The sequence below is a fragment of the Cellulomonas sp. PhB143 genome, from assembly GCF_003752595.1.
In the GTDB taxonomy this organism is placed as follows: domain Bacteria; phylum Actinomycetota; class Actinomycetes; order Actinomycetales; family Cellulomonadaceae; genus Paraoerskovia.
This window is the reverse complement of record NZ_RKIJ01000017.1, coordinates 1-14,450: the sequence shown is the minus strand read 5'-3', so window position 1 is coordinate 14,450 and position 14,450 is coordinate 1. Positions and strand designations below refer to the sequence as shown.

Genomic DNA, 14,450 nt, shown 5'->3' with positions numbered 1-14,450 from the left:
TGGCCTGTGCCTAGGGGGCGTCCTCTAGGCTTCCTTGCGCAGCACGACTAAACTTTCTCGTACAAACGCGCTGTCGATTCGTCGACGAGGTAACGTCCTCGCGATGTTGATACTCTCAACGGTGAATCCCGCGATCTCTCCGAGGCGCGCGAGCATGACGTCAGAGGCAATCATTACGGGTGCCTCGGACGTTCCGTGCACGCTATTCCCGACGATGTAGACACAGAATCCGCCCTGACGAAGTGCCTTGTATGCCGCATCAAACACCGTCAGCATGTCGTCCGCGTAGCCCTCAATCATCCGTTCGAGCGATTTCGCGTAGCGGGAATCCGACGGGATCTCTCCGATTACTGGGTCGATCAGTTTGGTGACGTCACCACCGCGCGCATCATTCGGATACTTGAGCTCCCGGCGAAATTTCACACTAGGATGGCTGCGAAGGGTTCTCTGTCGCTGCTCACGGAACTCGTCTTGATTCGCCACAAAACCGAGCGCCCACAGTTCTGTCTTGTACACCTCGGTGTAGTCGATATTGTTGGGATAGGGCGGACTGAAGAGTACGAGGTCTGCGGCGCCTGGCTCGACGCCCCATCCAGGGTTCAGGGCAGAGCCATGTCGGATCTGCACGTCTCCGGAGGGTAGTGCGAGTTCCGGCACGTCTTCGGCGATCCGTTCTAGTGCGCGCACGAATACCTCGTATGGTGCCAATGGGGCTCGGTCCTCGTATCGGAGAGTCCGCCCGTCCCTCCTAAGCCGACTTGCAGGCTCTACGGTCATTGCCAGGGCCAGCCTCGCCCAGTTGCGGTCTGCGTCTCCGATATCCGCTTCGTCGATTGCCCGTCGGAGGGCGACAAGTTGCTCGACATGCTCTCTAGGGAAAAACCGTTCATTCCCGAAGGTGGACAGGGAGGGCAGCTCCTCCGGAGCGACTCGCGTCTTCTGCGCGCACGCAACCAATGACGCTAGCGTGGTGATCGCCGGCGCCGCACCGTTCAGGGCCGAACTGGTCTTCGTGGCCGTCACAAATTGGAGAAATGGGTTAACCTCGAGGCCGTAGCCTCGCAGGCGCGAGATTTTACCGCTGCGGAGTTGCTCAATTGCTGAGACCATCGTCGTTCCGACTCCTGAAAATGGGTCAACGATAGTCAAACTGCGGTCATTTGTAACAATATTCGGTAGCAATGCTAGAAGGCTTGGGAGAAGGTCCTTGCTGTAGGCTTCCTTTAGGTGAAACCACCGGTGTATCGGTGCATCGGAATTCCCAGTTGGCACCACCATCGACGCGTACTGCGGAGAATGGTGGGTCCGCCAGCTCGATGAGACCTGAGCCCAGTGTCTGCCGACAGCGGTCGATTCGTTCTGCGCCTCCGCAGGCTCTTGACTTGACGACTCGAGGCTAGAGTGGGAATCGAAGGACGGTTGGACTGCCTGAGTCGGCTGCTGTTGCTGTGGCTGTCCCAGCCACCGCCTAGACCTCTCGCGCTTTTCGTGTGTGCGATTCGTCGGCACGCTTCTCCCACCTGATCCGTTGCAGGTCGTAGGATCTCACATCTCGCCCAGTCCCCGTGGCTCCGTGTCCTCGACATGCATGCGTAGCCGTATCTCGCGCGGGTCCCCCGGAGTCGTGAGGAATTTCCATACTGACTCAAGAGCGCGGCTCCGCGGCGCGGCCCCGCCCTCCGTGGAGCGCGCCCATGCGCTGAGAGGGCATCCCGCACTTCTGCTCGAGTGGCCTTGCCGGTGGAACCCCGCACGGCTATTCTCGGCGGTACTCCGCCCAAGGCGCGCTCAAAGGCGGTACTGTCGCGTCCTGCCCGCAGCTTAGTGAGGGTGGCTGCCCGTTCGAGCCGGGCCGGAGCCGTGTGGAGCCCTCGCACTGCGGGTGCGAACGGGCTCCCGCCTAGTCAGTTTCCGAGCTGTCCGCTGGTAGCGAGTTGGCGCCAGCGCTGCTTGTCAGTCTGGACGTCGTCGTCCTCCACGGCCTTGAACGGCAGCGGTCCGTACGTCGCGGGCGGTCACGGCGGATGGCGCCCGTAGTTGGTTGGGGAAGTTCGCCGCCTAACAACCGCCCGCCTCGAGCCTGTGGTGCGGCTGCGTCAGGGAGTCCAGCAGTCGCCAGATTCACTCCGTTTTGACGTGTGATTGAGGACCAGTGGGCGCAACCAGGTCCGAACTTGACCCTGGCGACGGTGCAGGTCAGCGGCATGTTTGTGTGGTTCAGCCCAGCCCGATCAAGCTGCGCGATTCAAGCCCACCGCTACCGCCGTCGACGAAGGGCCCCGAACCGCGCGATCGTGCGGATGCGGGGCCCTTTGTCGTTCCTGGCCTTCCGCTTTCACTCCGTTTTGCGTCCCTGGCGACGTCGGCGGGTGCAGTAGCGTGCCGAAGTGGTTCCCGCCCCGACATCCCGACTCCGCTTCCGTGAGATGACCCGCGACGACCTCGATGCGATGACTGCCCTGCTCGGTGATGCTCAGGTTATGGCCTTCTACCCCGCGCCGAGGACCAGGCAAGAGGCACTGGCCTGGATCGACTGGAACCAGCGAAACTACACGCAGCACGGTCATGGTCTCTGGGTGATCGAGACCCACGACGGCGAGTTCGTCGGTGACTGCGGACTGACCTGGCAGCGGGTCAACGATTCGACCAGGCTTGAGGTCGGCTATCACGTCCGCCGTGACCGCCAGGGGCAGCGCTACGCCACCGAAGCAGCCAGAGCCTGCCGCGATTTCGCGCGGGACGTTCTCGGAGCGTCGGAGCTCGTCGCGATCATCCACCCCGGCAACGTGGCGTCGCGCCGCATCGCGGAGAAGATCGGCATGCGACACGTCGACGACGACACCACGGGATCGCGCGGGATCCGGACAGTGATGGGAATGGAGCTTTATCCCTACGATTCTGGACCGGTGAACGCATAAGGCTCGATCCTGACGACCCGCGCCCGCCTAGCTCCAGGTGGCGACTGCTCTTCGCGCTGCGATCCCCACGCGCAAGATCGAGCTGGGGGGACAAGCTGCCCAGTAGTCAGGTCACGTCGGGTCGGAGTCGTCCCAGGACGCGGCCGCTACCTGCTTCAAGTGCTCGACATAGCCAGCGAGCAGTCCCAGGTTCTCCTCGTCGTTCATACCTTCGGTGACGCGCACCGACCAGCCGACGCTGCCGTCAGGCTCGTCGAGCTTGACGAAGGCCAGCACGCCGCTCGGGCTCGTGCCCTCCGGAAGCGGGAGCAGCTTCAGACTGCCAAGGACATCTCCCGCAGGCAGGTACTCGCTCGGGTTGGGCTGAACAGCATCGGCGGTCGCCTCGGATGCGAGGTCATCGGCGGTCACGTCGTCAGTCTTGCACCGACGGCTCGTCGCAGTTAGAGGCGCCGTACCCGGCGTCCGCGCCGCTGCGCTCCTTCGGCGACCGGGACAAGCTGCGCACCGCGAGGGTGGCGGGGAGTGCGCACATCAGCAGGATGAACGGACCGAAAGGCAGCACAGCCCCCGTGGCGACGAGGATCATGAGGCACGCGGTACTGATCGCCGTGGACGTGCGACGCCATCGGCCCGCGCAGACACCGGCGACTGCCGCGAGCGTCATGGCGACGAACGCTACGACGAGGGCGACCCAGGCGGTACCGGACTCGAAGACTCCGTCCGGGCGATACGTCTCGAAGTCGTCGATCCGGTCGCGCGCGTAGGCGAGGTCTTCGAGGCGAAAGGTGTCGCGCCATGTGCGGTCGTTCTCGCACATCAACCACGTTCCGGCCATGACGGCGACGATGACGGCGCCCGTCCCCACGGCGGACCACCGTCCCTGCTTCACGTCCATGACCGGTTCCCGTCCACCGCAGTGAATCCGAATACTCGCACGATGAGCGGCCCGGGGACCCTCTCCGGGCACACGCAACGCGTCACCGAGAACCGAACGCACGGGTTCCGCGAACAGGCATGCAAGTAGCCAACCACGTTCGTGCGGGCGTCCTCGGCGCCGCTGACCCGACGATCGACGTGTACGCGGACCTCGCGCGCTGTCGTCGCCTATATGGCGGGTGCGAGCTGCACGTACGCCTCGCACGTCGTCGCGTCGTCCGCCGTGATGAGGTAGGCGTCTGACACCAGGTACTGACCGCCGGCCGGGATGGCGTTCGGGTACGTGGTTCCGCCGCCGTCGATGTGTCCGGCGTTGTCGCGGCAGGCGATCGAGACGCGAGAGTTCGTCCATCCAGGCCGAGCACCGAGCGTCCGGCCGTCTGCGACCCGCGTCAAGGGCGCCTACGGCGCCGCTGCGCAATGGCCTGCGGCCACCCTTGACCCGGAGCTGCGCCGGCCTCTTGTGCCCCGCAATCGGTATGGCGCCTTCCAGCTCTCGGCCGAAGTCTTTACCCCTCATTTGCCAGTAAGTTGTGTGCCATGTCATCGGTCAAGCAGTACCAAGTCACCTTCGACTGCGCCCAGCCCGAGCGTGTCGCTCGGTTCTGGTGCGAGGCGCTGGGATATGTCATTCCCTCACCGTCGGAGGAGTTCGCCACGTGGGAGGCGTACCGGCGCACCTTGCCACCCGAAGAGCAGGGCTCGTGGTGCGCCTGCGTCGACCCCGCGGGCGCTGGGCCGCGCCTGTACTTCCCGCGAGTGCCCGAAGGCAAGGTCGTCAAGAACCGGGTCCACCTCGACATTCGTGTCGGCACCGGGCTCGTGGGAGACGAGCGCCTTGCCACGCTCGAGGCCGAGTGCGCACGGCTGGAATCACTGGGCGCGACCCACGCCTACACCCTGTACGCCGACGAGGAGAACGAGTCCTGCATCGTGATGCAGGACATCGAAGGTAACGAGTTCTGTCTCGCCTGACCTGCACCGCCTCGCAGTCCGGCCCTGCACCGACCGCCGAGCATCCGGCCGGCTCCTGTCCGCATCAAGGACGCCTACGGCGTCGCTGCGCGATGGCTACGGCCACGCTTGACGGAGTCAGACCTCGAGTCTTGCGAGCTTGAGGCGCGCGATCCGACTCGCGTCGACGCCGGCAACGAAGGGTGGTGGCGTCCGCTGAGCCCAGCGATGGATGGCCATCTGGTTGTGCAGGAGTCGGGCGAGCATCTCTGGGCCGGTGATCCGACTGCTCGTCATCGCGAACACCTTGGCGTCGCAGTTCACGACGACGGCGGCCTCGACGGGAACCCGAGCGATCCGGGCGTCCTTCGTCAGGATTGCCTCCCCGCGTTCGCTCGCCTCGCGGATCCAGTCGACATCAGCGAGTCCCTCGGAGACCTTGATGCCGTATCGCTCCGTCATCGTCGTGAGCTGCCACCCGGCGGCGCGCAGGCCGTCAGGGACGAGGCGAGCGCCCATCCCGCGGTCGACGAAGAAGCGCGCTGCCGAGTCTCCTGCCATCAGGTCATGCCGCGAGGGCGACCACGTCGTCGACAGGGATGCCGTAGTCGGCAGCGAGGTCGTCCGCGGGCTCGCCGGCCGAGAGGCGGTCCTGGACAGCGCGGATCGGTACGCCTGTCGCAGAGTGGGTCGGCTGGCCGAAGTTCCGTGTCGGGCTGACGACGATCCGGGGCCCGAACTGCGGTAGCACGATCGAGGCGATGAAGCCGTCCCGGTATGTGATCGTCTTCAGGTAACGCTTGACGACCTCGTTGAACACACCCTGCCCGTTACGGACGACCACGAGCTCGCCGAGCTCCGGGGTGTCTTCGACGCTGTACTGGTACAGGACTTCAGCGCCGTCGGTCATCAGGCGTTCGCTGGCGAGCGCCTGATGCAGCCCGAACTCCTTGTCCAAGCGCGCGAGTGCGGGCCTGATGCGCTGCATGGGAACACCCGCGGCGCGAAATGCGGCAAGTACGTAGGCTTCGCCCAGGCCGACGAACGGGATCACAGGGCCCCTGCCGGTACCCGTCGTCGTGATCAGGGCGTCCACGACGCGCTGTTCGCCGTCGATGTTCTTAGAGACCGAGCCACGAGCCCAGTTTCGCAGCGTGCTCGGCGGCGTGACGACGATGTGCGCAGCCTGCGTGACGCTGTACAGCGGCAGCCTGCGCATGTCTAGCTCTTGGGCGGCCATGGCCCTAGCGTAGCGACCAGCTCGAGCACGTTGATGGAGCCCTCGCCGAGACATCTGGCGGCGTCCAGCTCGGGACGTACCCTGCACTTTGGCGTCGATTTCGGTCTCGTCGCGACCATGTCCTTCGCGACGACGCCGTAGTCAGTTACGGCGTCGCAGCACTCCCGTCACGAGCCGCCGAGGAGCTGAGTCCAGCGTCTACCGAGCCCCGCCCGACGAAGGACGTTCCCGCCTCCGGCGCACCCCAGGGGAAGCTCCACCGGAGCCTGTCCCTGCGGCACCTCATCGTGTACGGCCTGCTGTTCATCGGCCCGACCGCTCCGATGGGCACCTTCGGCGTGCTGGACGCCCGCAGCAACGGCGCGGTCGCCCTCGTCTTCCTCATCGCGACCGTGGCGATGTCGTTCACCGCATGGTCGTACGCGCGCATGTCCGTCGCGGTCCCGAAGGCGGGGTCGGTCTCCGCCTACGCGACCGCGGGGCTGGGAAGGGGGCCGGGCTTCATGGCCGGGTGGATGATCGGTCTCGACTACCTGTTCATCCCGAGCCTGGCCGCACTGTTCTCCGGCATCGCCAGTCACGCCCTGTTTCCCGCGGTGCCGGTCTGGGCGTTCACGACGGCAGCGGTGCTCCTCATCACCGGGCTGAACCTGGGGGGCGTCAAGCTCGCGGCGACCGTGGGTTTCGTCGCCCTGACGGTGGAGATCGTGGTGCTCGCGGTCTTCTGCGTCGGCGCGGTCGTCGTTCTGGTGCACGACGGCCCGGCCAGGCCGTGGCTGTCCCCGCTGACCGGGGTCGACGGGTTCACTCTTGCCGGCACGATCGGCGCCGTCTCGGTGGCCGCGCTCGCCTTCCTGGGCTTCGACGCGATCGCCACGTTCGCCGAGGAGAGCACCGGCTCCCCGCGGCAGATCGGGCGGGCCCTGATCTTCTGCCTCGTCCTCGCCGGGGCCCTCTTCGTCCTCCAAACGTACCTGGGGGCGCTCCTGACGACGACGACCCCGACGGAGCTGGCCGCGCACCCCGACGACCAGGGCACGATCTTCTACACGATGATCAGCGACTCGATCGGGTCGTGGCTCGGCACGACCGTCACCACGGCTCGGGCGATCGGTCCCGTGCTCTCCGCGCTCGTCGCGCAGGCCGCGGTGAGCCGCCTCATGTACGGGATGGCGCGCGACGGCCAGCTGCCGGCCCGGCTCGGGTCCGTGAGCCGCCGCACCGGCGTCCCGCGCCCCGCGATCCTCGTCTCGGCGGTCGCGACGCTCCTGATCTCCGTCGCCGCCGCGGTCAGGCCCGACGGGCTCGACCTGCTGTCCTCGATGGTCACGGTCGGCGCCCTGACCGCGTTCGTGCTGCTGCACGTCGCCGTGATCGGCTACTACGTGGTCGGCCGGCGCACCGACCGACGCGTGCTGCACACGGTCGTCCCCGTCGTCGGCCTGGCCATCGTCGTCGCCGTGCTCGTCCTGGCCAGCCACCTCGCCCTGGAGGTCGCCGCCGTGTGGCTCGTCGTGGGGTTGGTCATCATGCTCGTGCGCAGCAGGCGCTCTCAGGGCGTCTGACCGGGTGCAGCCCGGAACCCGGTCCTGCAGGCTCGTCCCATGGTGACGAGCGCCGGCCTCCTGCTGTACCGCGAGCACGACGGCGGCCTCGAGGTCCTCGTCGCGCACATGGGCGGGCCGCTCTGGGCCCGCAAGGAGGTGGGGGCGTGGACGGTCCCGAAGGGTCTTCTCGAGCCGGGGGAGAAGCCGTTCGACGCCGCGCTGCGCGAGTTCGGCGAGGAGCTCGGCATCGAGGCGCCGCCCGCGCCGGAGGGCGTGCCCGACGTCGACCTCGGCGCCGTGCGTCAGCGCGGCGGCAAGGCGGTCCTCGCCTGGGCCCGGCGCGCGGACCTCGACCTCGCGGGCTTCACGCCCGGCACGTTCGCGATGCCCTGGCCGCCGCGCTCGGGGCGCCTCCAGGAGTTTCCCGAGGTCGACCGCGTCGCGTGGCTGCCGCTCGCCGAGGCGCGCGCGCTCGTCGTCGCCGCCCAGGCCGAGCTGCTCGACCGCCTCGCGGCCGCGCTCGAGAGCTAGCGAGCCGGGCCGGGGCAGGGAGGTGGCCCGCCCCGCCCCGGCCCGCTTGAAAACCTTGCTACGTCGGGTCCGACGGCCCGGGCGACGACGGCCGCGCCGGCGGCTCGGTGGGCGCAGCCGGAGGAGCCCCGGGGTCTCCGGGCGACGCGGGCGAGGTGGACGGCGTCGTCGGCCCGGGCGCACCCGGGTCGCCCGGCGAGGCCGGGGTGGTCGGCGCGTCGGGCTCGGGCGACCCCGGGTCGCCCGGCGACGCGGGCTCCGTGCTGTCGGGAGTGTCGTGCGGCTCCTGCGCCGCGGACGGTTCGGTCATGTCCGGCTCCTCTCGGTGGACGACGACGGCCGGCGCACCGGCCCTGCCGCGTACGTCGAGGGTGCGCGCGGGCGGGGCGACCCGCACGTCGTCGGGTACGGAGGCGGTCCGCTCGCGACCCAGCGTTGCCTGGCACGGCGCGATGCCGCACACTCAAAGTTCGGGTATCCGAACTTTGATCGGACGGTGGGATGGCGGACGACGCGGCGGTCCGCACGGGCCCGGAGCGGCCCATGGCACCGGGCGGCGCGACACCGGACGGTGTGGCGCCTGACCGAGCGGCGCCGCAGGTCGAGGGCCACCCCGGACGCCGTCGGCCCGGGCTGTGGCGCCTGCTGGGCCCGGCGTTCGTCGCGGCCGTCGCCTACGTGGACCCCGGCAACGTCGCCGCGAACCTCACCGCGGGGGCGGAGTACGGCTACCTGCTCGTGTGGGTGCTCGTGGCCGCGAACGCCATGGCCGTGCTCGTGCAGTACCTGTCCGCGAAGCTCGGCCTCGCGACCGGCCGGTCGCTGCCCGAGCTGCTGGGCGAGCGCCTCGGGCGCCGCTCGCGGCTCGCGTTCTGGGCCCAGGCGGAGGTGGTCGCGGCGGCCACCGACCTCGCCGAGGTGATCGGCGGCGCCATCGCCCTGAACCTGCTGTTCGGCGTGCCGCTGGTGGTCGGCGGGCTGGTCACGGGCGGCGTCTCGATGCTCATCCTCGCCGTCCAGCAGACGCGCGGGCAGCGCACCTTCGAGACCGTCATCACCTCGATGCTCGCGATCCTCGCGGTCGGCTTCTGCGCGGGCCTGCTGTTCGCGCCGCCCGACCCGGCCGGCGTCCTCGAGGGCCTCGTACCCCGGTTCGAGGGCACCGGGTCCGTGCTGCTGGCCGCCTCGATGCTCGGCGCGACCGTCATGCCGCACGCGATCTACCTGCACTCCTCGCTCGCCCGCGACCGGCACGGGCGCCTGACGCACGCCACCCGCCGGCGCGTGCTGCGCGCGACCCGGTGGGACGTCGTCCTCGCCCTCGTCGTCGCGGGCGGGGTGAACGTCGCGATGCTGCTGCTCGCGGCCTCGACGCTCCAGGGCGCCGGCGGCACCGACACGATCGAGGGCGCCCACGCCGCGATCGAGGCGGCGCTCGGGCCGGCGATCGGCGTGCTGTTCGCCGTCGGGCTGCTGGCCTCGGGGCTCGCGTCGACGTCCGTCGGCGCCTACGCGGCGTCCGAGATCATGGCCGGGCTGCTGCGCGTGCGGGTCCCGCTGCTGGTGCGCCGCGCGGTCACGCTGATCCCGGCCGTCGTGCTCCTCGCCACCGGCATCTCGCCCACCTGGCTGCTGGTGATCAGCCAGGTGGTGCTGAGCTTCGGCATCCCGTTCGCGCTGGTGCCGCTGGTCCGCCTGACCAGCGACCGCGCCCTGATGGGCGTCGATCGCAACGGCACGACGACGCAGGTGGCGGCCTGGTGCGTCGCCGGCGCGATCGTGGCGCTGAACGCCGCGCTGCTCTGGCTGACGATCGCTGGATCGTGACGGTGGGCGCCGCTACGCTCGGGTCGCCCGCGACCCTGCGCGGCCAGGACTGAGGGGACCGGCGATGGCTCGGGGATGGACCCTGCACGGTGACGGCCGGACGCTCGCGCCCGGCGCGGTCGTGGCGCCCGACGAGCGGCTGACCTGGCCGCGCACCGTCGGCATCGGCATGCAGCACGTGGTCGCGATGTTCGGCTCGACGTTCCTCGTCCCGCTCCTGACGGGGTTCTCGCCGGCGACGACGCTCTTCTTCTCGGCGATCGGCACGATCGGCTTCCTGCTGATCACCCGCAACCGGCTGCCCAGCTACCTCGGCTCGAGCTTCGCGTTCATCGCGCCGATCGGTGCCGCGACGGCGTCGGGCGGCCAGGGGGTCGCCGTCGGCGGGATCCTCGTCACGGGCCTCGTCCTGGCGGCGATCGGCGTCGTCGTGCACGTGGCCGGGTCCCGGTGGATCGACCTGCTCATGCCGCCGATCGTCACCGGCACGATCGTCGCGCTCATCGGGCTGAACCTGGCGCCCGCCGCGTGGACGAACTTCGAGGGCGCGCCCGTCACCGCGACGGTGACGCTCGCGGCGATCATCCTCGCGACGGTGCTGTTCAGGGGGATCCTCGGCCGGCTGTCGATCCTCGTGGGCGTGCTCGTCGGCTACGCGGTCGCCGTGCTGCGCGGCGAGGTCGACTTTGCCGTGGTGAGCGACGCCTCCTGGGTCGGCCTGCCGGAGTTCGTCACGCCCCGGTTCGACGTCTCGGTCATCGGCCTCTTCGTCCCCGTCGTGCTCGTCCTGATCGCCGAGAACGTCGGCCACGTGAAGTCGGTCGCCGCGATGACGGGCCGCGACCTCGACCCGTACGTCGGCCGCGCCATCCTCGCCGACGGCGTCGCGACCACCCTGGCGGGCGTCGGCGGCGGTTCCGGGACGACGACGTACGCGGAGAACATCGGCGTCATGGCCGCCACCCGCGTCTACTCCACGGCGGCCTACTGGGTCGCGGGCGCCACGGCCCTCGTGCTGGCGCTGTGCCCCAAGTTCGGCGCGCTGATCGCCACGATCCCCGTCGGGGTGCTCGGCGGGGCCGCGACCATGCTCTACGGGATGATCGGCGTCCTCGGCGCGCGCATCTGGGTGCAGAGCCGCGTCGACTTCTCCAACCCGGTGAACCTCACGACCGCGGCCGTGCCGCTCGTGATCGGGATCGCGAACTTCACCTTCCAGGTCGGCGACCTCGTGTTCGAGGGCATCGCCCTCGGCACGGCCGCCGCGCTCGTGATCTTCCACGGCATGCGGGCGGTCGCCCGGTGGCGCGGGACCGGCGTCGAGCCGGCGAGCCCGGCCTCGGTGCCCGACGCGCGGGAGCCGGAGGGCTCGGCGGCCGGGTCGGCGTCGGCCTAGCGCCGGCCGCTCAGGTGCGGCCGACCGGGCCTGCATCGGTCTCGGACGCCGCGAGGTCGATGCGGCGGCGCGAGTTCGACCCCGCCGCCATCGAACTCGCGCGCCCGCATCGAACTCGGCGCCCGCATCGAACTCGGCGCCGGGCGGCGGCCCGACCGGCCCGCGCCGGGCTCAGGCGCGCAGGATCAGCGCGTCGCCCTGGCCGCCGCCCCCGCACAGCGCGGCCACGCCGACGCCACCGCCGCGACGCCGCAGCGCGAGCGCCAGGTGCAGCGCGATCCGGGCGCCCGACGCGCCGACCGGGTGCCCCAGCGCGATCGCGCCGCCGTCGGTGTTGACGACGTCGGGGGAGATGCCGAGGTCCTGCACCGACTGGATCGCGACCGCCGCGAAGGCCTCGTTGATCTCGACGAGGTCGAGCTCGTCGGCCTTGACGCCCTCGCGCTCGATGGCCTGCGCCACAGCGCGCGCCGGCTGGCTGTGCAGCGAGCTGTCCGGCCCGGCGGTCTGCCCGGCGGCGCCGATCTCGGCGAGCCACGTCAGCCCGCGCTCGCGCGCCCAGGCCTTGCTGGCCACGACGACCGCGGCCGCGCCGTCGGACAGCGGTGACGACGACCCGGCGGTGATGGTCCCGCCCTCGACGAACGCGGGGCGCAGCCCGGCCAGCGTCTCGGCCGTCGTGCCGGGGCGGATGCCCTCGTCGTCCGCGACCACGACGGGCTCGCCGCGCCGCTGCGGCAGCGTGACCGGGGCGATCTCGTCGGCGAGCCGGCCCTCCTCGCGCGCCGCCGCGGCCCGCTGGTGCGAGCGCGCCGCGAACGCGTCCTGCTCCTCGCGGCCGATGTCGCGCGACGCGCAGCCACGGTCGGTCGCCTCGCCCATGAGCTGGCCGTCGAACGGGTCGCGCAGGCCGTCGTAGGTCAGCGAGTCGGCCATCGTCACGTCGCCGAACGCGTACCCGGCGCGCGAGCCGAGCACCAGGTGCGGCGCGTTCGTCATCGACTCCTGGCCGGCCGCGACCACGACCTGCGCCTCGCCCGTGCGCACCAGGCGCGCGGCGTCGATGATCGCGGTCAGCCCCGAGAGGCAGAGCTTGTTCACGGTGACCGTCGGGACGTCCCAGCCGATGCCCGCGCCGATCGACGTCTGGCGCGCGGGGCCCTGCTTGGCCCCGGCCTGGATGACCTGACCGACGATCACCGTGTCGACGTCAGCCGCGTCGACGCCCGCCGCCGCGAGCGCCCCGCGCACCGCGTGCGAGCCGAGCTCGGTCGCGCTCAGCGACGCGAGCGCGCCGCGGAACCTCGTGAACGGGGTGCGGGCGCCGTGCAGCAGGACGGGGACGTTCGCGTCCGGGTCGGTGGCGCGGGGGATGGGAGAGGTGTCGGCGCTGGGCATGTCGGGGCCTTCCGGTCGTCGCGGGACGTACGGGGTGCGGGCCCGACGACGTCCCGCGAGGCGAGGGACGTCGTCGGGCACGGTGGGTCTAGACGAAGGCGGAGACGCCCGTGATGTCGCGGCCGACGATGAGGGCCTGGACGCTCTCCGTGCCCTCGTAGGTGTGCAGCGCCTCGATGTCGGCGAAGTGCCGCGCGACGCGGTTCTGCAGGAGGATGCCGTTGCCGCCGAGCATGTCGCGGGCGACGGAGGCGATCTGGCGGGCGCCGCGGGTGCACGTGTACTTGGTCAGCGACGCCTGCGGGCCCGTGAGCTCGCCCGCCGCGTCCCGCTCCGTCATGCGCACCGCGAGGAGCTGCATCTGGGTGAGCGTGCTCAGCATCGAGGTGAGCCGCTCCTGGATCATCTGGCTCTGGGCGAGCGGCCGGCCGAACTGCGTGCGGGTCTTCGCGTAGCTCACGGCGGACTCGTAGCAGGCGATCGCGTGCCCGACGGCGGACCACGCCACCCCGAGGCGGGTCGCCGCGAGCACGCGGCCGGTGTCCTTGAACGAGCGGCCGCCGGGCAGCATGTTCTCGGTGGGGACGAAGACGTCGGTCAGCGTGATGTGCGCCTGGTGGATCGCGCGCAGCGAGATCTTGCCCTCGATGACTGTCGCGTCGTAGCCGGGGGAGTCCTGCGGGACGAGGTAGCCGTGCACCTGGCCGTCGTCGCCGCGGGCCCACAGGACGGTGACGTCGCTGTTCGCGCCCGCGCCGATCCACTTCTTGGCGCCGTTGATGACGAACCCGCCGTCGACGGTGCGCGCCCGCGTCTCGAGCGAGACGGAGTCGGAGCCGTGCGTGGGCTCGGTGAGGCCGAACGCCGCGAGCTTCTCGCCGCGGGCGATCGCCTCGGACCAGGTGGCCTTCTGCTCCTCGGAGCCGAGCATCTGGATCGAGCGCAGGGCGAGGCCGCCCTGGACGCCGCAGATCGTGGCGATCGAGCCGTCGCCGCGCGACATCTCCATCGCGGCGAGGCCCGCGCCCAGCGGGCTGATCTGCTCGTGGCCGTCGACGTCGACCGAGTCGCGCAGGAAGTCGAGCTCGCCCATGCGCGCGACCAGCGGGTAGGGGACCTCGGCGCGCTCCCAGTAGCCGTCGATGACGGGCAGGACCTCGTCCTGGACGAAGGTGCGGATGCGTGCGGCCAGCGCCCGGTCGGCGTCCGTCGCGGCGTGGAAGGCGCCCGCGTAGTCGACGTCGAGGGGGGTGCCCAGCGCGTAGTCGGGCTCGGTCAGCCGCTGCTGCTCGGTGGGGTCGGTGTCCGGGGCGGGTGCCGCGGCGGTGGCGTGCGAGGTGTCGGTGGCCATGAGGTTCTCCCGATCGCGGGGTGCCGATCGTGTCGACAGTGACGGTTTCGTGTCCCTCCATCGTCCGCGACATCCAGTCTCACGTCAAGATACTGCGTCTCTCGTCGGTGAGACTCTGCGCCCCTCGTCCTTCCGCCGAGAAGTGGGGGGGGGGCCCCCACAAAAACAAAAAACGGGGGGGGCGAGAAAAGAAGGGGGGGGGGGGGGGGGGGGGGGGGGGGGGGGGGGGGGGGGGGGGGGGGGGGGGGCCCGGGGGGGGGGGGGTGGGGGGGGGGGGGGGGGGTTGTGGGGGGGGGGGGGGGGGGCGAGCGTCGACATGGGTGGCTCCGGGGTGCATCGACCGCGAGCG

At 70.3% G+C, this 14,450-nt stretch carries 15 protein-coding genes; 6 read left to right on the top strand and 9 right to left on the bottom strand.

The annotated features are described in order from the left end of the window. Nucleotides 1–24 precede the first annotated feature (24 nt). The gene (locus tag EDF32_RS14495) at nucleotides 25–1,110 is read right to left on the bottom strand and encodes a hypothetical protein (protein WP_148061615.1); all 1,086 of its coding nucleotides are present in this window, start codon (nucleotides 1,108–1,110) and stop codon (nucleotides 25–27) included. A 1,277-nt stretch (nucleotides 1,111–2,387) separates the two neighbouring features. On the opposite strand from EDF32_RS14495, the gene EDF32_RS13940 reads away from it, so the two are divergent. Then, nucleotides 2,388–2,918, top strand: a complete 531-nt coding sequence (locus EDF32_RS13940) for a GNAT family N-acetyltransferase (protein WP_123309171.1) — start codon at nucleotides 2,388–2,390, stop codon at nucleotides 2,916–2,918. A 111-nt stretch (nucleotides 2,919–3,029) separates the two neighbouring features. On the opposite strand, the gene EDF32_RS13935 is transcribed toward EDF32_RS13940, so the two are convergent. From EDF32_RS13935 to EDF32_RS14630, 3 genes are all read right to left on the bottom strand, one after another. Next, nucleotides 3,030–3,329 carry a hypothetical protein gene (locus EDF32_RS13935; RefSeq protein ID WP_123309170.1) on the bottom strand — a complete coding sequence of 100 codons (300 nt, stop codon included), beginning with the start codon at nucleotides 3,327–3,329 and terminating at the stop codon, nucleotides 3,030–3,032. Between the two features lie 4 nt (nucleotides 3,330–3,333). Further along, nucleotides 3,334–3,756 (bottom strand): hypothetical protein, encoded by a 423-nt coding sequence (locus EDF32_RS13930; RefSeq protein ID WP_148061614.1) that lies wholly within the window; start codon nucleotides 3,754–3,756, stop codon nucleotides 3,334–3,336. Nucleotides 3,757–4,025: 269 nt separating this feature from the next. Continuing rightward, entirely contained in the window at nucleotides 4,026–4,253 is a 228-nt protein-coding gene (locus tag EDF32_RS14630; RefSeq protein WP_123309168.1) for a hypothetical protein, read from the bottom strand. Between the two features lie 144 nt (nucleotides 4,254–4,397). Here EDF32_RS14630 and EDF32_RS13920 point away from each other — a divergent pair, with 144 nt between their 5' ends. Then, the gene (locus EDF32_RS13920; protein ID WP_123309167.1) at nucleotides 4,398–4,832 is read left to right on the top strand and encodes a VOC family protein; all 435 of its coding nucleotides are present in this window, start codon (nucleotides 4,398–4,400) and stop codon (nucleotides 4,830–4,832) included. Nucleotides 4,833–4,949: 117 nt separating this feature from the next. Here the strand turns inward: EDF32_RS13920 and EDF32_RS13915 are convergent, their stop codons facing one another. Both EDF32_RS13915 and EDF32_RS13910 read right to left on the bottom strand, forming a co-directional pair. Further along, the gene (locus EDF32_RS13915; protein ID WP_123309166.1) at nucleotides 4,950–5,372 is read right to left on the bottom strand and encodes a hypothetical protein; all 423 of its coding nucleotides are present in this window, start codon (nucleotides 5,370–5,372) and stop codon (nucleotides 4,950–4,952) included. Between the two features lie 4 nt (nucleotides 5,373–5,376). Further along, nucleotides 5,377–6,051: a DUF433 domain-containing protein gene (locus tag EDF32_RS13910; RefSeq protein WP_158614108.1), complete on the bottom strand. Its 675-nt coding sequence runs from the start codon at nucleotides 6,049–6,051 to the stop codon at nucleotides 5,377–5,379. Nucleotides 6,052–6,338: 287 nt separating this feature from the next. On the opposite strand from EDF32_RS13910, the gene EDF32_RS13905 reads away from it, so the two are divergent. Then, entirely contained in the window at nucleotides 6,339–7,616 is a 1,278-nt protein-coding gene (locus EDF32_RS13905; protein ID WP_233565936.1) for an APC family permease, read from the top strand. 39 nt (nucleotides 7,617–7,655) lie between these two features. Then, nucleotides 7,656–8,129, top strand: a complete 474-nt coding sequence (locus EDF32_RS13900) for an NUDIX domain-containing protein (protein ID WP_123309163.1) — start codon at nucleotides 7,656–7,658, stop codon at nucleotides 8,127–8,129. A 58-nt stretch (nucleotides 8,130–8,187) separates the two neighbouring features. Here EDF32_RS13900 and EDF32_RS14490 read toward each other — a convergent pair whose 3' ends face one another. Then, nucleotides 8,188–8,439, bottom strand: a complete 252-nt coding sequence (locus EDF32_RS14490) for a hypothetical protein (RefSeq protein ID WP_148061613.1) — start codon at nucleotides 8,437–8,439, stop codon at nucleotides 8,188–8,190. 233 nt (nucleotides 8,440–8,672) lie between these two features. Here EDF32_RS14490 and EDF32_RS13890 point away from each other — a divergent pair, with 233 nt between their 5' ends. Beyond that, entirely contained in the window at nucleotides 8,673–9,956 is a 1,284-nt protein-coding gene (locus EDF32_RS13890; protein WP_123309251.1) for an Nramp family divalent metal transporter, read from the top strand. A 64-nt stretch (nucleotides 9,957–10,020) separates the two neighbouring features. Next, on the top strand, nucleotides 10,021–11,352 hold the full coding sequence (locus tag EDF32_RS13885; protein ID WP_123309161.1) for a uracil-xanthine permease family protein: 1,332 nt from the start codon (nucleotides 10,021–10,023) through the stop codon (nucleotides 11,350–11,352). A 171-nt stretch (nucleotides 11,353–11,523) separates the two neighbouring features. Here EDF32_RS13885 and EDF32_RS13880 read toward each other — a convergent pair whose 3' ends face one another. Both EDF32_RS13880 and EDF32_RS13875 read right to left on the bottom strand, forming a co-directional pair. Then, a complete protein-coding gene (locus tag EDF32_RS13880; protein WP_123309160.1) occupies nucleotides 11,524–12,750 on the bottom strand; it encodes an acetyl-CoA C-acyltransferase in 1,227 nt (408 codons plus the stop codon). An 88-nt stretch (nucleotides 12,751–12,838) separates the two neighbouring features. Then, the gene (locus EDF32_RS13875) at nucleotides 12,839–14,101 is read right to left on the bottom strand and encodes an acyl-CoA dehydrogenase family protein (RefSeq protein WP_123309159.1); all 1,263 of its coding nucleotides are present in this window, start codon (nucleotides 14,099–14,101) and stop codon (nucleotides 12,839–12,841) included. Nucleotides 14,102–14,450: the final 349 nt, after the last annotated feature.